We start from the raw sequence: 19,837 nt of genomic DNA, 5'->3' as shown, positions 1-19,837 counted from the left end.
GAGACGAACCATGACCACCACCACAACGCCCTGGCGGAATGTTGTCACCCCGCACGACAACATCAAGCAAGGCAAGGTGAAGCAGAACGACTTCGCCGCCAGCCTTGCCGACGTGCTGAACAGCAGCGGCAACCCAGACTACTTCGAGCCGATCCGGTTCTTCAACCGCACTTTCCTCACGGCGGGCCTTCGTCAGCTTGCCGGCGAGGTAGTTGGGCGCCTCACCGGGCAGGGCGACGGCGACGCGGTCATGCAGATCCAGACGCCCTTCGGTGGCGGCAAGACGCACACGCTCATCACGCTCTATCATCTCGTGAAGAACGGGGCCGCCTGTTTCGATCATCCGGCTCTGAAAGAGTACTGGTTCGAGCGCGGGTGGAAGACGCCTCCGGCGGTTCCCGTTGCCGCTTTCGACGGCAACCAAGTCGGCGTAGGTGCCGTGGAGTTAGAACCCGGCCTGTCGGTACAAACGATGTGGGGTCACCTAGCCTGGCAGCTCGCTGGCAAGGCTGGCTACGAGCTGGTGCGGAACTTCGATGCGGACCGCGTCTCGCCCGATGGCAACGACATAGACAAGCTGCTTAAGCTGTCGAAGGGCGGACTTATTATCCTCGACGAGGTCGCAAACTACGTCGAGACCGCTGCCGCCGTCTCAGTTGCCGAGTCTACCCTGGCTGCGCAGACGCGCACCTTCCTCCAGCGTCTCACCACGCGCGCCGGTCAGCACGCGCGCGTCATTGTGGTTGCGACTTTGCCACGTAGCGACGGCACGCAGACCCACGGCACGGCCTCGCTGCAGGTGCTGCAAGCCCTTCAGGAGGTTTTCGGCCGCGTGCAGAAGGTCCGCGAGCCCGTGCAGGGCGACGAGGTCCATGAGATCATCCGTCGGCGGCTGTTCGTACCCTTCGGGCAGGACACTGACGACAAGGGCACGCGCACGAAGAAGGCTAACAGCCGTGACGGGACGATCAACGCGTACATTGCGGACCTCAAGGCGCGCCCGCAGATCCCCGACTCGGCGAAGGAGCACGACTACGCCGAGCGGTTCAAGAAGTGCTACCCGTTCCATCCGTCGCTGCTCGACATCCTGAATCTCGTCGGTGCAAATCCGAAGTTGCAGCGGACGCGCGGCGTGCTCCGTGTGCTCGCGCTCTTGGTCGCGGACCTACTGAAGAAGAACCACAATGGAGGCCTCATCCAGGCGAGCGACATCGACCTGACGAACGAGGAGCTGCGCTCCGAACTCCTGGAGCTCGTCGACCGCGAGTTCCGCTCGGCGCTCGAGGCCGATATCATCGGCGCGACGGCCAATGCCCCTGAGCTCGACAAACAGAGTCCGTTGATGACGCAGTGGCGCGTCGCTGCGGGCCTCGCGACCACGACATTCCTGTTCACCTGCGAAGCGGGAAACGGTTCGCGCGGTGCAACGCCTGCGGAGCTTCACCTCGCGTCGGCCCGTCCCGAGATCGACTTTGGTACCATCCCCGGCGTCGTGCTGCAGATGAAGGAGCGCTTCCACTTCATCAACACTGAGGGCGAGCGCTTCCGCTTTTCGACCACGCCGAACCTCAATCGCATCCTCCTCGACGCTAAGAACGGCGTCGATGACGAGAATGTGCGGGAGCGACTCGGCGGTGAGCTGCGCAAGCTGCTCTCCGCAGCTCCACTTTCTCCCTATGTCTGGCCCGAGAGCTCCGGGGACATCGCTGACAGCGCGAGCAACAAGCTCGTCGTGATGCCGCCCGAGCGCACTCTCGGGGTGGCAGGCCGTGCCGACACGCAGGCTGCGCTACTAGACATCCTCAACAAGAGCGGAACGTCGACGCGCACTCGTCGCAACACCTTGGTGTTCGTTATCGCGGATGAGAGCGAGGTGGCGGCGCTCAAGGAAAGGGTGCGGGGGCTCCTGGCGACCGAGAACGTCGACACCAACCGAGAGCGCCACAACCTCTCGAAGACTCAGAACACGCAGCTGCAAACCGAGAAGTCGAACGCTGCGAAGGGAGTTCGGCAGCAGATTCTTCGCGCGTATCGTCACGCCGCATGGGGCGGTAGCAACGGAGAACCGTTGAAGGCCCTCGACATGGGGCAGCCGCCGGCGACGACGGACCAGAACCTCACGGAGCTCGTCGTGGCCTTCCTCAAAGATAAGCAGAAGTATCTGGAGCAGATCGCCCCGATTCTCCTAGTGCATCCGACGAAGCTGCAGGTGTGGCCGGAGAAGGAGCCTGCGCTCAGCCTCAAGGCGCTCCCCGGGTACTTCCGGCAGTTCACGCACCTGCCGATCCTCAAGGACGACGACGTGCTGAAGCAGTCGATCGCAGATGGCGTACGAGCCGGGACATTCGCCCTTTGCGAGGGTACGGCCGCTGAAGACGCGAAGGTGCTCTACTATAAGACGGCACTGGCCATCACCGATGTTTCTCTCGAAGAAGGCTATCTGCTCATCCGCAGCAGCCTCGCGGACGAGAAGCTCGCGGCCCCGCCGCCAAGCGGAACGACCGTCGGTACGGGCTCCACCGGGGGCGTAACCGTGGTAGCGCAGCCGACGAGCCCTGGCCCTGGGGCGGGCGGCTCGTCCGGCAGCGCAGGAGGCGTCACCACCGTGTCCGGCGATTCCGCCACGACGGTGAAGCCTGTCAATGGTGGTGCGTCGAGCAACAAAGCGCGTCGCGTCAAGCTCGACGTCGAGGTGCCGTTCACCGACTTTCACACGTTCTACACCGGCATCATCAATGCGCTCGGCCGCAACGCCGACAATATCAAGATCACCGTGCAGGTGGAAGCGTCCGCAGAGAACGGCTTTAGTCCCACGCTCATCGAGGACACGGTCAAGGAGACGCTCTTCAACCTGTTCCGTTCCGATGAACTCCTGAAGATCGAAGAGGCGTAGGAGCGCTCATGAACAAGGACGTCCACGATATCCTCAATCGCTACATCGCAGCGGAGCTAGGGCGTTCCTTCGTGCTTCCCGACGTCACCGAGCTCTCGCGCCAGCGCTCGGCGTTCCTTGCGCACTTCGGGCCTGAGCAGCTCGCCAAGATGAGCGGTACAGAACTGCTGCGGCAGCTCCCACACAACGCGAGCAACGACCAGCCAATGGACTACTGGCTGGAGTTCAAAAACGACGACGAGTTCAACTTTGCGCTCTTCGGCAGCATCGCGGGTGGCTCGGCGGCGAAGTTTGGGCCGTGGCAGGAGAAGAAGACCGGCTCGTGGCGCGCGAAGCTGGAGGGAGGACGGGAGATCTCCAACATAAGTGAGGCCGACGCATTGAAGGCGCTGGAGGAGCGCCGCTCCGAGCTGCTTGAGGCGGTCGAGGCGTTGCGCGCTTTCCATGGCAAGGACGCCAAGAACATCGACCCGCAGAAATTCCAAGATGCCGTTGAGGACGCGGCTCCGCGCTGGAGCAAGAGCGCATGGATGCACAAGTACCTGCACCTTGTGTTCCCTGACCTCGTGACGTGGAACGCGACGACGTCGTGGTCAGAAGCCACCCTCTACTACGTGGGCGAGAAGCCGCAATGGCAGGGGCTCTACGCACTCGACATCCAGATCATCCGCTTCTGGAACAGCCTCCCAACGCTGGCCGACTTGCCGGTCCAACTTCGCTATCGAGTCGGTAAGGGTCTCATCCCGCGAGATCACTGGTGCCTTGGTCTCGCGGGCGAGGTTTCGGCGTGGAAGGAGATGCTGGCTCACGAGCATCTTGCGCTGGGGCCTATGAAGGTCGGTAGCCTTGCGGAGGCCATCGCGCTAAACAAGAAGCGCGACATCCGCCTCGCCGTCGAGACGGCTTTTCAAGACGCCTCGCTACCCACCTCGTCAACCGAGGCCCGCAGCCTGACCGAGTTCGTCTACCGTCTGAAGGAAGGCAGCCTCGTGGCGCTGCTCTCGGACGCGTCCACGATCGTCGCAGTGGGCACCGTGACGGGCAGCTACCGCTTCGCGCAAGGAGCGGAACGGCCGCACCAGGTTTCGGTGCGATGGGTCCACAACCGGAGCTTCGAGGTCTCTACCTCCATCAGCGGGCTCGGAACGGGCTTGGTCGCGCTCGAGCCGACGCATCCCGCGGTCGCAGATCTCGAGGCATCGCTGCTCGTGAACGGCATCGGTCCCGCGTCCTGGCCGAACTTCAACGCGCTCGCCGACACGCCTTCGGTTCTACCGCCCAAGTCAGTCGTCAGCGGCGCTGCGCACTCGTCAGGCGTGATGGTCGATCCGCCGCCGCCACTCGAAGGCATCGCGCGCCAGGTCGTCGACATGCTCGACCGGAAGCGGCAGGTCATCCTCTACGGCCCGCCGGGCACCGGGAAGACGTATCACGCGGACCGCATCGCCCTCGAGGTCATCGCTCGCCACAACTTCAACTGTCTGCCGTCGCAGCTTTCGGACCGGCAGCGAGACATGGTCTATGGGCGCGGCGGCACCGATCCGTACATCGCGACCTGTACGTTCCACCCGATGTACTCCTACGAGGACTTCATCGAGGGGTACCGGCCGGACGGCGAGGGTTTCAAGCTGGAGCCGGGCATCTTCAAAAAGATGGTGACGGCGTCGCAGGCGCAACCCGCCAAGCGTTTCGTCCTTATCATCGACGAGATCAACCGAGGGAATATTCCCAAGATCTTCGGCGAGCTCATCACGCTCATCGAGACATCGAAGCGCGGAACGACGAGCGCGTTGCTGCCGCTATCGAAGGAGCCGTTCACGGTCACTGACAACCTGCTCGTCATAGGCACGATGAACACGGCGGACCGGTCCATTTTGCTGCTCGACACGGCGCTTCGACGGCGCTTCGCTTTCAAAGAGCTACTTCCCGAGCCGCACCTTCTCCGTTCCGGCAGCATCGCGGACATCGCGCTCAGCACTTGGCTGCGCGCCTTGAACCGCCGCATCGTTGAGCAGCTCGGGCGCGATGGCCGCAATCTCCAGGTCGGTCACGCGTACCTCATGCCAGGCGGCAAGCCGGCTGCCACCATCAGCCGCATCGGCGAGATCCTGCGCGACGAGCTTTGGCCGCTCCTGCAGGAGTACTGCTACGAGGACCCGAACAAGCTCGCGAACATCCTAGCGGCGGACAAGGGCGGCGTGTTCGATCGCGACACAGCGAACCTGCGATTCGAGCTGTTCGAGCCGGGGCGTGAAGACGCGCTTGCGCAGGCGCTCACTGCGATCGTCACGCCGGACGACAAGAAGTACGACGCCGTGCTTGGCGAGGATCTCCCGGATGACGAGGATCTTGAAGAGCCGCACGACGAACAGGGTCTGAACGCATGACTGCGGCTCCTGTCCTGCAGGTTCGCGAGTGGAGCACCACCACGCCCGACACGCCGAGTGCTGGCAAACTCCTGCGCGACGTGCGGCTCTCCGCTGCGGACCGCGAGCTGATCGCGGAATTGGACGGCCGCGCCAGCCTGCGCTTCACCGAGCTTCGCTCTGGCCTCTCGGTTTCGGTCGGTCCGCACATCGGTACCGTGAAGCTCAGCTCTTTGCGACTCGTCATCCTGCCGAAGCTGCGCCTCGACAACTTGATGCGTATGGTCGCGTACGCCTTCGACCTGTCGGATCTGGTCATCACCGAGACGCGTACGACGTATGAGAGCGCGGAACACGGGCTCATCGACCTCCTCGGTCTCTCACTGCTTCGCGCCGTCCAGCGCATCGTCCGTGGCGGGCTGCTGCCCACGTATCAGCCGCGCAATGAGGACCTCGCCACGCCGCGTGGCCGTCTCGACCTGCGTCACATCGCGACCCACCCACGCCTAGCGACTGTGCGCTGCACCTACGAGGACCTGACGGTGGACCACGAGCTGAACCGGGTCTTGGCCGCTGGACTTCGCCTCGCAGCGTCAGTGATGGAGTCGCGCGATCTGCGGCTCGATCTGGCCCGCGCAGCAGACCGCTTCTTCGGCGACCTCGAACATCGCCCGCTCAGCACGGACCGGCTCGAGACGATGCTATCTGGCCTCGATCGTCGGTCGAGCCACTACCGAACCGCGCTGACGCTCATCGAACTCATCCACTACGGTGCGCGCCTTGGCGGACACGTCGAGGCGGGGGCGATGCCGCTCTCCAGCTTCACGCTCAACATGAACCTGGTCTTCGAACGCTTCCTCGGGCGCTATCTGTCGGAGAAAAGCCCCGACGATGTGCGCATTGGAATGCAGGACGTTCGCTCGGGCGTGTTTAGCTACCTTGAGAACGCTGGGGGATGGAACCAGCCGACCATCCGCCCGGACTTTGTGTTCCGCCGGCGTACGAAGGTAGTCGCGGTGGCAGACGCGAAGTACAAGAACCGTCACGAGAACCCACCTTCGGCGGCTGAGCTATACCAGCTCACGACCTATGGTTTGGCGTACTCGATGCCGGAGCCGCGCGAGGTGCTGCTCCTTCATCCGCTCGCGCGCGGCGAGTTCGAGCGGGCCACAACACTACTCTTCGCTCCGTCGGCAGCGGCGCAGCATGTTCGCATCCGGCTCGTTGGCGTGCCCGTCGACGACTTGCTCGACGGCACGCTCAAGCGCTGGTGGCCGCTAGATGCAGTGAACGCGACGGCCCCCGTGGCTGCTCGGGTCGTCTCGGGTGCCGGCCAGATTGGGGCGCCCTGATGGGCACGCACCGAGTCTTTTGCCGTCTCGATCGGGGCCTGAGATCAGGAGAACGCCGGTGCGGGATTGGCGGCCGCAGCGGGCATTCTTTTGCTGTGACTTGGTCCAAGTGGACTCCGGCGCCCGGACCGGCAGACATTCGATCGGCCTATCTGCACGCGAATGACTCGCTTCGTGGCTCTGACCGCCAGCGCTTAGATGAGTTTGTTCATCAGCGGCTCCGGATCCGGCTTACCGATGCCGACGCCCAGCTTGACCGGATTGGTCATCCTTCCTCCTCCTCTACCTGGCGCGCCGAGCAGCTGAGAGTGTGAACCTCTCTTGAACGACCCGTCTAGCGAACTGCTCGACCGACATCATGGGATTCGTCCGGTGGATCATCCGATGGCAGTTCGAGCACAAAACGGCCAAATCTTTGAGCCGAGTGCCAGTAGGACCGGTCGCCGCAAGACCCTTTCGGTGATGTACTTCACAGAAATTTCCAACCAAAGAGCCATATTGGTCTCGGAAGGAAAAGTTACACGCTTCGCACCGAAGCTCTCTTAGCTCACCGAGCACCTGCTCTATCTTTCTCTCTCGCAACTTAGGAGCGCGTTCCCTTCTGAGGTGTGCTACGAACTTGGGCTCTCCTTCCTCAGCCTCGAGGTCCTCCTGTCCGATACCTGGAATTGCGAAGCCCGGCTTGAAATCCCCTCCGTCCTCGGCCCACCAAAGCTGCTCAGGTACTTTGCGGGTGTGGCTCCTGAAAACAATCTTGAGCAGGCCCGGCTCGCAGTAGTTTCGTAGGTTTGCCCGAGAATACTTGCCGCCATAATCTAGAGTCGCACTTTTTCCACGGATCATAACCGAGCAGCGGGCGGACCGGATGACGCCATCAGTACCAAGAAATTCGTGCGTCAAATCACTAGCCGTTCCCTCTCACGAAAACCAACTCCAAGGCAGGTAGTCAATTGCGCCCTTGTAGTCCCCCGAAATCCAATGCACTCTAAGGAAAGAAGTACCCACCATTCATATTGCCTACGTGTTTCGGCGCTCGTTGCAGAGCCCTGAGTTTTTCATGGCTGCGTTTCGCGGCGTGTAGCGACCCCAAGCATTGTGGGGAGCTTCCTCAGTTAGTCGCCGGGATAGGCAAATCACTGATAGCTAGGGCTCGTGCTAAGTCGACCTGCTTTCTCACAAACGCATCCGGATCTGGGCCGACTCTTACGCCCAATTCTCTGCAATCGTTGTAGATGTTCTGAATGGCTTTCTCAGAAAGCTGTCTAGTCCCGGTTTGGACAACCAGTGTTGTAAGGATTGGCAAGTCGTTCGTGACGCAATAGTGAACCACGCGTCCAAGACTTGAGGCGACTATTGAGAGCGTCTTATGCCCCTCCCAAGGCGCGTTCGGTCGAAACTCAGACCAGATTTGTCCGTAAGTACACAACCCATCGTCAGACCCTCTGGCCAGCTCCAGGATTTTCGCAGCGACTTCGCGAGTACCGAATGCCGTCGGCTTCCGGCGCAGCTTCTCAAGCAAGATCTCGCTGAGCGAGTATTTACCCCCCTCGGTTTTGTTCACTCTTCGATAGTTCGCCTCGAAGGTGTCCAGCTGTTCGTCGGTGAGTTCATCTACGTTCATTTGCTCCTCGCCAGTAAGCTTGAAACCGCTCTTCTTCTCGGTAGGCTGAGCGGGTAGAGCAGGCCTTTGCACGACCGTAATAAGAGCAATTATGCGACAACTCTAATCAGAGAAGATATGACCGGGGGTCATTGCGACGAGCATTGAATGGCCCGCCGCTGCGTATTTGCAGTAAGCTCGAATCTGAGCCTTATATTCGGCTTGCTTCGTCTGAGTCATGCGAACGTCGCTTTTCCAGTCGATAACTGTTTGGACGTTTCCGTGAACATCGCGAACTAAGGCGTCCGCTATACCCGAGACGAGTGTTTCCTCTCCATTCTCGGATTGTCGACCGAACACCGTCTGTTCCGGCACTAGATGTGGACGCAAGGTCACGATCTCCGGAAGCATCAGGGTTCGAAGAACAGTTGACGCGAGCTCCACAGGCGAAATGCCAGCCCTCGGGTCTTCCGAGGCCTCAAGGCCCAATTGCGACAGCAGATCAATCGCCCGCCGCTCAAGCTCTGGCGGCGTATCGGATGTTTCTCCTGTTAACACCTCTTCGACTAGCTTATGGAGTACCGTGCCGCGAGTAGGGCTACCAAGCACCTCAGGTGGCTCGATCGATTCGTTGACCTGCTCCGGATCACGAAAAATCCGCTCCTCTTCAACCTGAGGCGGGGCATCGACCTCATGGCGGCTTGGTCGATTCCAAACGATCGTGTGATACGCCTCTGAAATGCCGCCGGCTTGCTGTCCAAACAGTTCGAAGCTCTGCTTGTTTTCTTCAGCAGCACACAGTGCCGCGATTTGCGTGCCGAGATCAGTGGGCTCTATCGTAGGCAGAGCCGGAAGACCGAGGTCGACCAGCCGCGCCCACGACTTGTCAGATAGCTGTGCGGAATGGCGCGGCAGGATCAGCAAATCTCGAGCTCTGGTCGCAGCAACATACCAAAGGCGAATGCGTTCACGAGCCAATTCGAGCTCATTCCAGGATTTTAGCTGGGAGTAGCCTGCCGGCTCGATCGCTAGGATCGGGGCCGAAAACTCGCCTGATCGTCGATCGTGCATGAGCCCGGTCTCAGACTTGGGCGCTCCAGTCATGTTGATCGGAATAACGACGGGCCATTCGAGACCCTTAGCGGCATGAATGGTGATCAGAGCGACGGATTGTTCCTCGGCGTCTGGACGCCCCTCGACCTGGAGAACCTGTTCCTCCCAATTTGCCCTCATGTCCCTCGCAAATGCGAGGAACCCACGCACATCGTAGGCGCGCGACATCTCCAGGAATAGGTCTAGATTTGCGAGCACACGATCAGCACTGGCGGGGAAACGATGACGAAAATGCGCGCGGACGTTAAGCAGACTGACGGCGTCCGAAAGTAGCGCATAGGGCGTTGTCGTACGCACTCTTCGCGCGAGAGACTGCAAGATCTTGATGGCGTCGCGCGCCAACTTATGATCGATCTTCTCGAGCTCGGTCCAAAGCGTGAGATTTGGAAGGCGGTCGGGGCGGTTCGGGTCGGTGGGAATGCCGTCGGCAATATCGAGCAGCTCAGTTTCCGATAATCCAACCAGAGGACCACGCAGTAGAGCCCCCAGGGCAAGCGTGTCGCGCGCATCCGCGATTGCGCGAGTTAGCGCGATGAGATCCTGAATTTCCTGCCGTCGGAAGAAACCTTTCCCGGCTTGCGTCGAGACTGGAATTCCGCATTGCTCTAGGGCTTCCTCGAACCGCCAGAGATCAGTTCCGACCGGAGCAAGGAGTGCAATATCGCCAAACCGGCAGGGCCTCAGCTCGCCATTCTCGCGTATTTTGAGGTTACCAACTATTTTTGAGCAGAGTTCTGCGACCCTGTCCGCCTCTGCATCACGCAATTGCTCGGCGCTATCCTCGCCATCCTCGACCACAACATCGAGTGCCGCGACAGTTGGTGCGTTCTTTTCCGGAAGACGGGTTGCTGCCAGAGCGGTAAAACCCGGCTGCCCTGCAGCCATGGAGAGAGGGCCAGCGAAGGCTCCGTTGACGAACGCAAGGATTGGCTCAACCGAGCGAAAGTTCGCAACGATGTTGGCCACCCATGGTTCGCCAATCGCCTCTCGCGCCCGAAGATAGGCGTTTACGTCTGCGCCGCGGAATCGATAAATGGCCTGCTTCGGATCCCCGACCAGAAAGAGAGAGCCCGGACGAAGGACTCTTGTCAACGCATCCCCGTCTACATCATTCGGCTGATCGCCACACAAACGCCACAGGATCTCAAGCTGTAACGGATCCGTATCTTGAAATTCATCTACCAAGACGTGCCGGTAGCGCTTTCCGAGCGCTCTCCGGACGTCATCGTTCTTGGCCAAAAGCTCCCTGGCGGTATGTAGCAAATCATCGAAATCAAGGAGCGCGGCAGAACGTTTGTACTCGCGCCAGTCAGCGAAAAGCCAGTCCATGGCATTCGCGATACGAGCAAGAAGCTCGCCGGCTAACATAGCCATCAATTCACTGAGCGCCTCGTGACAGGCGTCGTACCTGGCTGCACAGGCCTGAAAGGCCATTGTCCCATGAGCCTTGCTCTTGCCTGCAGCAGCAGCAGCTTTCTCCCAAGCGCCCTTTGTTCTCAGCTGTCTTTTCCCGCCGCTCTGCGTGAAACAGGCAACATGCCGAGGAATGCTCGCTGCTTGAACAAGGGCGCGATTGCTAGGCTTGGTGGCTACTAGATCAGAGCCACCGAGCGCATCTATCATTTCGATAAATGCTGTGCACGCTTGGCCGGTTTGTTCTTCCTGAAATTCGAGCTGAGCTATCTCCTTCTCAAAAGCCGCGGCTGCTGCTGAGAGTTTTTTGGCAAGGGAGGTTGACCAGGCGTGATTTGGGAGCCTGGCATCACGAGTCTTCCGCAGGAAATCTGCAATGCTCCGAATAACACGCAGGCCGCGAGACTCGTCAGCAAGCACCAGCTCGGCGATTACATCGTCGTCGCGTTCGCCGGCGAGGTGCTCTTTAAGCCAATTTAGATATCGCTCATTGAAGGCGAGGTCTCCCTCGGTCGGATCGACGATCTCGGCGCCAGGATCTATTCCTGACTCCGCCGGGTAGGGCTTAATCAGAACTTGCGCGAACCCATGGATGGTGGTGCAGAGAAGCTCATCGAGGGATTGCTTTGCGCGGGTCAGGTTTTGACGTTGACTATCTGACACCCCGCCGGGGAAGGCTCTGGCAATGTCGTCTGGAACCTGGCCGATAGAAAGCGAGCTAACGAATCTTTCAATACGGATTCTCAATTCGCTGGCAGCGAATTCGGTGAATGTGATCGCCGCCACATTCTTCGGGCTCACGCTCTGAGCAAACAGGTACGCCACCCGCCCGGCCATGATCGAGGTCTTGCCTGAGCCCGCACCAGCTTCCACCAACATGCACCGGTCGATGTGGGTAAGGGCGGCCGTGCGCGCAGCCAGGTCTGGAAGTTCGCGTGTCTTCATTATGGCGCCTCCCAGATCTTGATGGCGTCGCCCAGGCGCTTATCGGCGACAGGACGCTTTCGAGTCAGATAGCTCGGATTGGCTGGTAGTGCGAACGCGTAATCATTGAAGCCATCACCCGCATCAATGCCGGGAAGCGCGAGTCCCTTTTCAATATTGTCTCGACCACACGATATGGCCGCAGCGAGTGTGTCCAGAGCCCCCTGGATATCGTCGAGCGGAAACAATGCCTGGTGGCCGTCGGTCGCCTTCGGATAGAGCAGAGCCGCTTCGACCTTAACGTTGGGACCAAGCAGCGTTCGGACAGCAAAGGCATAAAGGCAACGCTGCAGCTCAGTGCCGCCTTTGAGCACGACATCCGCCATGTCCCGACTCAGGCGCCCAGTTTTGTAGTCGATGACACGCGCCTGGCGATTGTCGCCCGACAAATCCAGCCGATCGATTTGCCCTTGAATGATAATCCCCGTTCCTGGAATTCCCACAGATACCGAAGGGTCCCATGGGAGGCTACGGCCGCGGCCATCTGCCATGCCGAATGGAATTTCAGTCCAACTCTTTTGTTTTGGCAGTCGATCAAGACGATAAGTTAAGGCCGCGGTCGCAACTTTGCGGGTTGCCTCCAAAGCGTTCCGCCAGATTATTGGGGGCGGTACAGGTTGCTCGGTTTCCCATTGCGCGGCCGTCGCAAGAACCGCCTCCTCAATGGCTTTCGTGACATCATCCGATTTGGCTTTTGCAAAACCGCCATTTGACTCGAGCGTGCCGACGGCGAGCTGAAGAGTTTCGTGGACGAGAACGCCGAAAGTGAGTGGATCTACACTAAACGGTTCGTCGGTCTCCTCTGGTTGACGCCATCCCAGAGCGTATCGCCAGACAAAGCGAATAGGATCTCGCAATAGCATCCGCAACGAAGTCGCAGACATAGGCTGCTGAAATACCTTATAGAGCTGTGGGTGCTTTGGGCGAACGAGACCGTCGTGCGCGTTGATTTGGCGCCTATACCAGTCTCGCCACGCAGCTAACCCGGAGCGCGCCGACGGTGTAGCCCGGAATTCCGTCGGCCGAGCGGTCAAACGGTCTGGCTCGCTTGCGGCATGTTCCGGGATCCTGCCGTAACTTAAGTAGGTCTCTTTGAACTCGCCGACTAAGGGCGAACGCCCCAACAGACGCCCCTCGACGTCACGCCGGCTGAAGGAGATCGATGCTTGGGTAGCGCTGGCGACAATGGTCGCGAAATCACTGCGGTCCGCGTCTGACACGGGTAGTGGGTCCAGATCCTCGATCGGAATGATGTGATCGGGGACGAGACGATCCTCTGAAATTCGGCGCGGCCATCGACCGGCATTCAGTGCGAGCAAGCGAACGAAAGGTCGGGGGGAGGCCGCAAGTGAAATCGCCGGTGTCCAAATTGGATGCGAAGCTGGTTCGAGATCGTCAGCAATGCGAAGCCGAGTAAGGGTAACGGGAAGTGCTGTGGCCGGCCCATCCTCAAGTGCGAGCTGCCAGAGCTTCAAAGGCAACTTTGGGAGCAGCTTTTCTCCGGCTTCCTGTGCTCCCGCGGAACCTTTTTCAAGAATCTGCAACACGTCAAGCACGATCTTGGACCGGTCGACCCCGCCCGGCCAAGCGGTAGACTCAACTGAGGAGAACACCTGCTTCCAGCGTTCGAGAGTTGAAAGAGGGGCGTCGGCAGGAAGAACGCGGGTCCAGTCACGTGGTAACGCGGCAATACATTCATTGCCATCCAGCCGGCGCAGCAAACGCTGTACGCGTGCTTGGGAAATCCCGTTCACGAGAACGTCAGCCAACGCCGCAGCGGTTTGACCTGCCGGGGTCGCGACGGCTTGGATGCCTTGTACGAAGTGAACCGGAATGTTCGCTTCGTGGGATAGCGCCGAGACGTAGTCGTCGTAATCGGCAGGGCTTGCGGCTGCTATGGCAATATCTTCCGGCTTTGCCTTGCCATCAGCAAGAAGCGATCGCATCCATCGAAAGGCTTCCAAAACCTCGTGCTGCGGCGTGGCGCAAGAGTAAACATCTGGCGCAATTCCGGATGGCAAACTTTGTTGAATTTCAATGTTCTTGCCGATGACCCAATCCGGAACCGACCGCGGACCGGCTACCCAGACCACGGGTACGCGATTCGCAAGTGCGAGAAGCAATCGGCGCCAGCAAACCGGCATTTCGCTATGGCTGTGAATTTCGACTGGGCCCAAGACAGCGGGGGCATGGATCAGCCGGTTGAGCGCGAGATCAACCAAGCTGCGCGGCTTCTTCATTGAAGGCGGCAGCCGCTCCAACACTTGGGCTTCCAGAGCGGCCAGTGCTTGTAGACGTGGATGCTCGGAGGTAGAGAGATCGATATCCGCCCGCCAGATCTTGTCGAGAGTGCCAACCGCGGCGCGGACCATGCCAGGCAGGCCCTTGATTGGCTCAAGCTCACCAAGAGTGACGGTCGGCAACGCGTCCCGGACAGCCTCACGCAGTGCATCGGTATCGATGGGCCTGAGGAAGCCGCCTGCAACGCGTGCGGCAACTTGGCCCATGCTCATGATCTGAAGTCCGATTTCTCCCCGCCGCGCGGCAGCGACCCGAGCCATATGGGCTGCAAGATTTGTATGAACGACAACCGTTCGGCGAGTTGGCAACACTGCGCTCACAAGGCCCCACCCGGCAATAGATCATGGAAATCAATTGTTCGAATACTATTCCTCATCCTAGAAGCCCTGCCAATAGGAAGCCTCAGGTAGAAGAGCTAAGTGCGTCCAAATCTGACGTGCTGCGGGGGAAAACTTGGTGTAGCTTCAGGATCTCAGTTTGCTTCCAATGACTCAAAACAGGCTCAAGGCGAGCATTCGGATTCCCGCCGATTGGGAAGCTCACAAGTGCTGCTGGATGGCTTGGGCAGTTCATCGCGAGTGGGGTGCCCGCGACGCCTCTAGGATAAAGCGCGATTTGGCTAAAGTCGTATACGCGATTGCTCGCTTCGAGCCGGTCCGTCTACTCGCGCCGCGAGGCCGCGCGTTCCGCGAGGCCAGCAAGCGATTTTTGGATTGTCCAACCGTTACCGTCATTGAAGCGCCGGTAGATGATTTCTGGATGCGAGACATCATGCCGACTTTCGCCATCCATACCGATCGCGGTCAGAGACAAGTCGTGGCAATCGATTGGAATTTTAACGGCTGGGGCGGTACGCCCGACCGTCCAGCCCGGGCTGGTGACCAACTCGCTAAGTCCGCAGCTTCAATTTTTGGCGTACCGCGCGTCGAAACGTCGTTTGTCGCAGAGGGCGGCGCGCTTGCATTCGATGGGCTCGGCACGTTGATCACGACGCGAAGCTGTCTGCTCAATCCAAACCGCAATCCTTTGCGGCGGGAGGCCGATCGGCAACTGGCCATCGCGTCAGAATTCAAGAAATTGGGTATTCACAAGACAATTTGGCTCGAGGGCGATACCTCCGAGCCGATCACAAGCGGCCATATCGACGGATATGTCCTCCGCGCTCCGGGAAACAAAGTCTTAGTCGAAACTATCGACGATCCAGATGGCGAACCTCCCTTCTGGCGCGAGCACGATGTACGCCTACTGGAAGAGGTGAGGACGAGCCGCGGACCGAAGTTGAAAGTAGAGCCGGTGCTCGCGCCACGGAAGCAGTACTTGAAGGGATATCCCGACAGTTTCGCTGCCAGCTATCTAAACGTCTACATCGCCAACGGTGCAGTGATCGGTTCGGTGTTTGGCGATAACGAACGGGATGAACTGGCGGGCAAAGCGCTTGCCAGTGCGTTTCCTAGACGCGAGACTATTCTTTTGCGAATCGACGCGATCGGAAAGGGGGGCGGTGGTGTTCATTGCCTTGCCCAACCGATGCCAGCCTGAAAGAGCAAGACCTTACGATGGTTGAGACAGTCACGACTTTTCTGAAAGAGAAGGGATTTCAGGGAGTTGAGAATTTTGAGGAGATAACGAGCAGGTTTATCGAAGTCGCGCGTCGGATCATGTGCTCACACGAGCTTGTCTACGGTGACCGGGGGCGATCTTGGCGTATTACCGCTCTTGAATTGTATCTTCACACCGGCCGTGCATCGGATATTTGGCAGGATCCGTACGCGCACGGTGCGCCAGCTCAGCTCGAATCCGGTACATGGTATGTTCACGATAATGGAGCACGGGCGCCGTTTTATTCGGGGATCGATATTACTTGCGGTTCGAGCGAACGGCACGGTGGTTTGCTGATTCGTGAGTTGGATAATGAACACCGCTGGGTCTTCCAGCGAATTGTGCGGGGAGCGAACGTCAACCGGGAAAGGGCGAACAACACTTGGTCTGTCGGTGAAAAGCGGATCATTCAGCAATCAATCCACGGGAGCCAAATTAACTGTGGGCTTTTAAGATTAGTCGAGACGCCCTCGCGCAATGAGCAGCTGTTCATTGGGCCGCGAATAGGCCTCAAGAAAAAGGCCGGAGAAGACGCCTGCTCTCCCGAAAACGTTGCTTATCGAACGGCATCCTTAAGGATCGCGACATCGCCGACGGCATGTTTAAAGACGAGCATGAGGGCGCTGTCGAGCACGTAGGCCAGTTTGGTCGGTGGCTAGCCTCTGGTTGCCTTTTGCAGCTGCTGTCGTAGCAGCGTTCGCAATCGCCTGGGCTCAATGATCTGCACTTGGTCGCCCCAGGTAAATAGGTGCCAGCACATCTCCAAAGCTCCGCCGGCACGGAATCTGACCAGAAGTGAGCCATCCTCCTCGTTCTCGAAAGCCTTTGTCGGGTGGAAAAGATACTGACGCGCATCGGCCGCTGCTTGCGGGGTAAACCGCCATACAACCTCAAGAGGGTCTTCCTGAAATACACCAAACGATCGCTCCGAGAACTTCTGTAGATTGAAGTCCTTTCGTCTTCGAAACGACGCTTCTTGAACTTCGATCTTTTCGATATTGCCCAGACTAAATAGTCGGTAGTCGCTGATGCCCTCGCTCAGGCTGTAAGCGACGAGATAGTGCCGGTTGCCGTATAGAAATCCATAAGGACAGACCAGCTGGCGGCTCAGTTTCCCGGTGCCTCTTGCTCGATAATGAAGTCGGACTTTCCGACAGGCGATAATTGCGTGGCGGAGCTCTTCAAGGAGAGTATTCGGGATGGCCAGCCTTGGGCCTGGCCTCAGCGCGATTCCCTCCGCTTCCATCAGCGCCTCGAGATCTGGACCGATCCGGCGTGCTGCGTCCGGACGTATGAGGGACTTGAGTTTCGCGGAGAGCGTCTCAAGCCGTGCGGACAGATCCGCGACATTGTCCCGCTTTGCGAGAAGTGCGGCTGTAGTGAGAGCAGACAGCTCGTCAGTTGAAATACCAGCAAGGTTCGCGATTGGTCCGGGACGAATCCGCCATCGCTTAGGAACTTCTCCCGGATTGGCCTGTTCCATTTGCGGGAATACGCGTTCGATGGCATCGCGCATCCGTTCCGCGGTTCGGCGGCTAACCCGATAGCTCTGTTGAATTTCCTCGAGCGAAATCCCTTCCGCGCTGCCTCGCATGTCGAGAGCGACGCGAAGCAGTGTCTCCAATTTCTCATACCGCATTCTGGTCCCCGAGCCCTTCCCAGAGAAGAATACTAAGGGGGCATAGGCGGATTCGCCAAGCGGGCTCACGTAGGATCCGGCAACGACATTTCGACCGGCGGAGGAGCGACGCCTCGGACCCGCCGGCGTCGCGGTCGCGGCCTCCAAGTCAGATTGTCGTTCGCAATGATCTGCGCAATCGAACTGATAACTGCTTCAGAAGGAATCTGGACAGCTTCGAATGCGCTGAGGATCTTATCGTGGTCTTGAGGCTCAAGGTCGGTGTTCTCGGGGCCTTTAACCTCGTCCAGGAACCAACCGAGACGACCGCTTCGGGTGACGGAGCAGGCAGCTTGCGAACCAGCATCTCGCCAAAGGTAAATCGCACACTGCCCATGCTCTACATTCCAGACGTAGCTTTCCAAACAGTTGCCCCACTTCTTCCCAAGAACCCGTAGTTGGCGCCCGGAATCGATGCGCTCGGCGTGCCCCACGCGAGCTGGCGGCAGAGCGTCGGGCAGCGGCAAGCTTTCAACAATAGACTTCAGTCTTGCGAACAGCTGGTTGGGTTGACGGGCACGTGCCAGCTCAGAGACAAGCTGATCGAAGCTTAGCTTGCGACTACGCATTGAGATGCAGTGTAGGCCTTTTGAAAAAGAGCTCATGTCTCCTATAGTTTCATGCATCGAGAAAACGACCCGGCGCAGCGCCTCCGGAACATCGTTCATCGCCCTAATCGTCGAATCACGGATCTCGAACGTATGAAAGATCAGGCGCGCGGCGTCCGGCTCAGCAAGGAGCTTTACAAGCCCCCGGTAGCTTTCCGCTTCCATTAGGCAACTCGGCATCACGCTCACTGCACGCTTAAGGCCGGATGGCTGGTGACCGACGGTCGCGTCCAGGATCATTTCTGCTGATCCTCGAAAAAGGATTCTCGCTAACTCTGAACTCGGCGTACCCTGAACGTGTGCGAGGGCCGTTCCGATCAGATGCATCCGAGTTCGGCTGAAATGGATCAAATCTGATAAATATTCGGGCTGGCCCCGAAGCATGGCTATCAGATTAGGGATTGCCCATTTGAACGGTTCGAGCAGAAAACCGGCCGGTCTTTCGACTGAAGCTAAGGTACCAAGTTCAATAATCGTGTTCTTCATCATAAGCTCCTGGTGGAGCTTATGTACCGGTGCTGTACGACAGTTTTGGACGTGTTAGTTCGCCGACTGTCGACCAGGCGGCTAACGGCGGCTACTCGTGGCTCGAGATAGAATGCTCGCGCTGCAAGACGAAACGGGACGTCGACCTGGCTGTTCTGCGCCACCCGGCGACCACGGCCGTTCACGATCTGGCGAGCCGCCTTCGCTGCAGCAAGTGTGCTACGGCCGGGGCCGGCCGCCACGCTGCTGCAACTGACGGCGTGCCCCCGCCAGGCCGCTCCGGAGACCTGAAATGTGCAACCTGTACTCGATGACGAAGAACGTCGACGCGGTCCGGCGTCTCTTCACCGCTCAGAACAGCCACGTCGGCAACCTGCCTTCCATGCCGGGATCTTTCCGGATTACCCGGAGCCGAGTGCGGGACGCAGCCGGTGGACGCGAGATCGTCATGGCGCGCTGGGGCATGCCGAGCTCGCAGCGGGCTCTGCTGCAAGCGACGAAGAAGCGCGCGGAGAAACTGCAGGCCAAGGGCAAGACCGTCGATTTTAAGGAATTGCTCCGGATAGAGCCGGACAGCGGCACGACGAACATTAGGAATGTCAGCGGTTGATTTCTGCCCAATTTGATGACCACACGAGATTGCATCATGAGGGGGCACATGGAGTGCGCGTCGCATGGATAGCAATCGTCTAGATGCCGTTTCCCCAAAGTTGGCGGACTACGTTCGAAGTCCGTCGCTCCGCCATATTCGCGATCCCCACAAAATTCAGAGGCTCGCGCGAGAGATCGTGGATTCGTTAGATCGCGCGAGCTCAGCTTGGCAAAAATGGGACGACCCTCGAGAGCAACTTGCGAAGGCAGCAGCGCCCTGTTGGATCCCCATAGAAGACCTTCAGGCGTTCTTGAATCGATTACCGGGTCCTGCGCTCACAGCTACCGACGTGGCTCAGCGCCTGCTTGCGTTCTGGGAAGAGCCTTGGGAAAAGTATCCAAATGACGATCTGGAGCCCGGTTGCCTGGCGCTCTACGAAGCGGAGAAGGCTCAAGGAACCGAGCCGCCGGCGATCGTTGGTGCGATACGAGAATACATAGAAGCGGAGGAAGAGCGGCTACGCCGGGAGCGAGAAGTGGCATATCACCAGTTCAAGGAAGAGGAACGACTTCGGCGGGAGCACCGGTATTTGTCAGGTGCGGACTCTGGCTGGATCCAGCTGCAGGGATCGGAGGGCTTCTTCTGCCGACGCAACGGCCGCGCGTACCGGATTGCGCGATAAGGACAACAAATGGGATCTTTATCGTATTGAAATTCCACACAGGTCTGATGTTCTCGTAGGGACCTACCTGGGACTGTGAAGCGACCAAGGCGCTTGAAAAGATCGCATACGAGTCGGAACCACGGTGGTAAGCCTCTTCCCCTGCTGTGCCGCCGCCGGCGTCCAAATCG

General features: G+C 59.2%; 13 protein-coding genes and 1 pseudogene. 8 read left to right on the top strand and 6 right to left on the bottom strand.

Features of this window, described 5'->3' with window-relative positions; all coding sequences use genetic code 11:
- The first annotated feature begins 10 nt into the window (after positions 1-10).
- From XI03_RS32350 to XI03_RS32340, 3 genes are read left to right on the top strand one after another with little or no spacing between them, the layout of a single operon-like run.
- Positions 11-2,893: an ATP-binding protein gene (locus XI03_RS32350; protein WP_271594377.1), complete on the top strand. Its 2,883-nt coding sequence runs from the start codon at positions 11-13 to the stop codon at positions 2,891-2,893.
- 8 nt (positions 2,894-2,901) lie between these two features.
- Positions 2,902-5,280, top strand: coding sequence for an McrB family protein (locus XI03_RS32345; RefSeq protein WP_271594376.1), 2,379 nt, complete (start codon positions 2,902-2,904; stop codon positions 5,278-5,280).
- On the top strand, positions 5,277-6,611 hold the full coding sequence (locus XI03_RS32340; RefSeq protein WP_271594375.1) for an McrC family protein: 1,335 nt from the start codon (positions 5,277-5,279) through the stop codon (positions 6,609-6,611). The genes XI03_RS32345 and XI03_RS32340 overlap by 4 nt, the downstream gene beginning before the upstream one ends.
- A 282-nt stretch (positions 6,612-6,893) precedes the next feature.
- On the opposite strand, the gene XI03_RS40605 is transcribed toward XI03_RS32340, so the two are convergent.
- From XI03_RS40605 to XI03_RS32325, 4 genes are all read right to left on the bottom strand, one after another.
- Positions 6,894-7,454: an HNH endonuclease gene (locus XI03_RS40605; protein WP_442869769.1), complete on the bottom strand. Its 561-nt coding sequence runs from the start codon at positions 7,452-7,454 to the stop codon at positions 6,894-6,896.
- A 265-nt stretch (positions 7,455-7,719) separates the two neighbouring features.
- A complete protein-coding gene (locus XI03_RS32335; RefSeq protein ID WP_271594374.1) occupies positions 7,720-8,232 on the bottom strand; it encodes a hypothetical protein in 513 nt (170 codons plus the stop codon).
- A 102-nt stretch (positions 8,233-8,334) separates the two neighbouring features.
- Positions 8,335-11,682: a UvrD-helicase domain-containing protein gene (locus tag XI03_RS32330; RefSeq protein WP_271594373.1), complete on the bottom strand. Its 3,348-nt coding sequence runs from the start codon at positions 11,680-11,682 to the stop codon at positions 8,335-8,337.
- On the bottom strand, positions 11,682-14,234 hold the full coding sequence (locus XI03_RS32325) for a PD-(D/E)XK nuclease family protein (RefSeq protein WP_271594372.1): 2,553 nt from the start codon (positions 14,232-14,234) through the stop codon (positions 11,682-11,684). Before XI03_RS32325 ends, XI03_RS32330 begins: the two co-directional genes overlap by 1 nt.
- Before the next feature lie 274 nt (positions 14,235-14,508).
- On the opposite strand from XI03_RS32325, the gene XI03_RS32320 reads away from it, so the two are divergent.
- Together XI03_RS32320 and XI03_RS32315 are read left to right on the top strand one after the other, a co-directional pair.
- Positions 14,509-15,561 (top strand): agmatine deiminase family protein, encoded by a 1,053-nt coding sequence (locus XI03_RS32320; protein ID WP_271594371.1) that lies wholly within the window; start codon positions 14,509-14,511, stop codon positions 15,559-15,561.
- A gap of 17 nt (positions 15,562-15,578) precedes the next feature.
- The gene (locus XI03_RS32315) at positions 15,579-16,259 is read left to right on the top strand and encodes a hypothetical protein (RefSeq protein ID WP_271594370.1); all 681 of its coding nucleotides are present in this window, start codon (positions 15,579-15,581) and stop codon (positions 16,257-16,259) included.
- A 17-nt stretch (positions 16,260-16,276) separates the two neighbouring features.
- Here the strand turns inward: XI03_RS32315 and XI03_RS32310 are convergent, their stop codons facing one another.
- Together XI03_RS32310 and XI03_RS32305 are read right to left on the bottom strand one after the other, a co-directional pair.
- On the bottom strand, positions 16,277-17,260 hold the full coding sequence (locus XI03_RS32310) for a helix-turn-helix transcriptional regulator (RefSeq protein WP_271594369.1): 984 nt from the start codon (positions 17,258-17,260) through the stop codon (positions 16,277-16,279).
- Positions 17,261-17,325: 65 nt separating this feature from the next.
- Entirely contained in the window at positions 17,326-18,393 is a 1,068-nt protein-coding gene (locus XI03_RS32305; RefSeq protein WP_271594368.1) for a hypothetical protein, read from the bottom strand.
- A gap of 59 nt (positions 18,394-18,452) precedes the next feature.
- Here XI03_RS32305 and XI03_RS32300 point away from each other — a divergent pair.
- The 3 genes and pseudogenes from XI03_RS32300 to XI03_RS32290 all read left to right on the top strand — a co-directional run.
- A pseudogene (locus tag XI03_RS32300) lies at positions 18,453-18,684 on the top strand (hypothetical protein); the annotation flags it as partial.
- 1 nt (position 18,685) lies between these two features.
- Positions 18,686-19,003, top strand: coding sequence for a hypothetical protein (locus XI03_RS32295; protein ID WP_442869761.1), 318 nt, complete (start codon positions 18,686-18,688; stop codon positions 19,001-19,003).
- A gap of 64 nt (positions 19,004-19,067) precedes the next feature.
- Entirely contained in the window at positions 19,068-19,667 is a 600-nt protein-coding gene (locus XI03_RS32290) for a hypothetical protein (RefSeq protein ID WP_271594367.1), read from the top strand.
- Positions 19,668-19,837 lie beyond the last annotated feature (170 nt).

The sequence above is a fragment of the Bradyrhizobium sp. CCBAU 65884 genome, assembly GCF_028128835.1.
Classification (GTDB): Bacteria; Pseudomonadota; Alphaproteobacteria; order Rhizobiales; family Xanthobacteraceae; genus Bradyrhizobium; species Bradyrhizobium ottawaense.
This window is presented reverse-complemented; position numbering and strand designations above follow the sequence as displayed.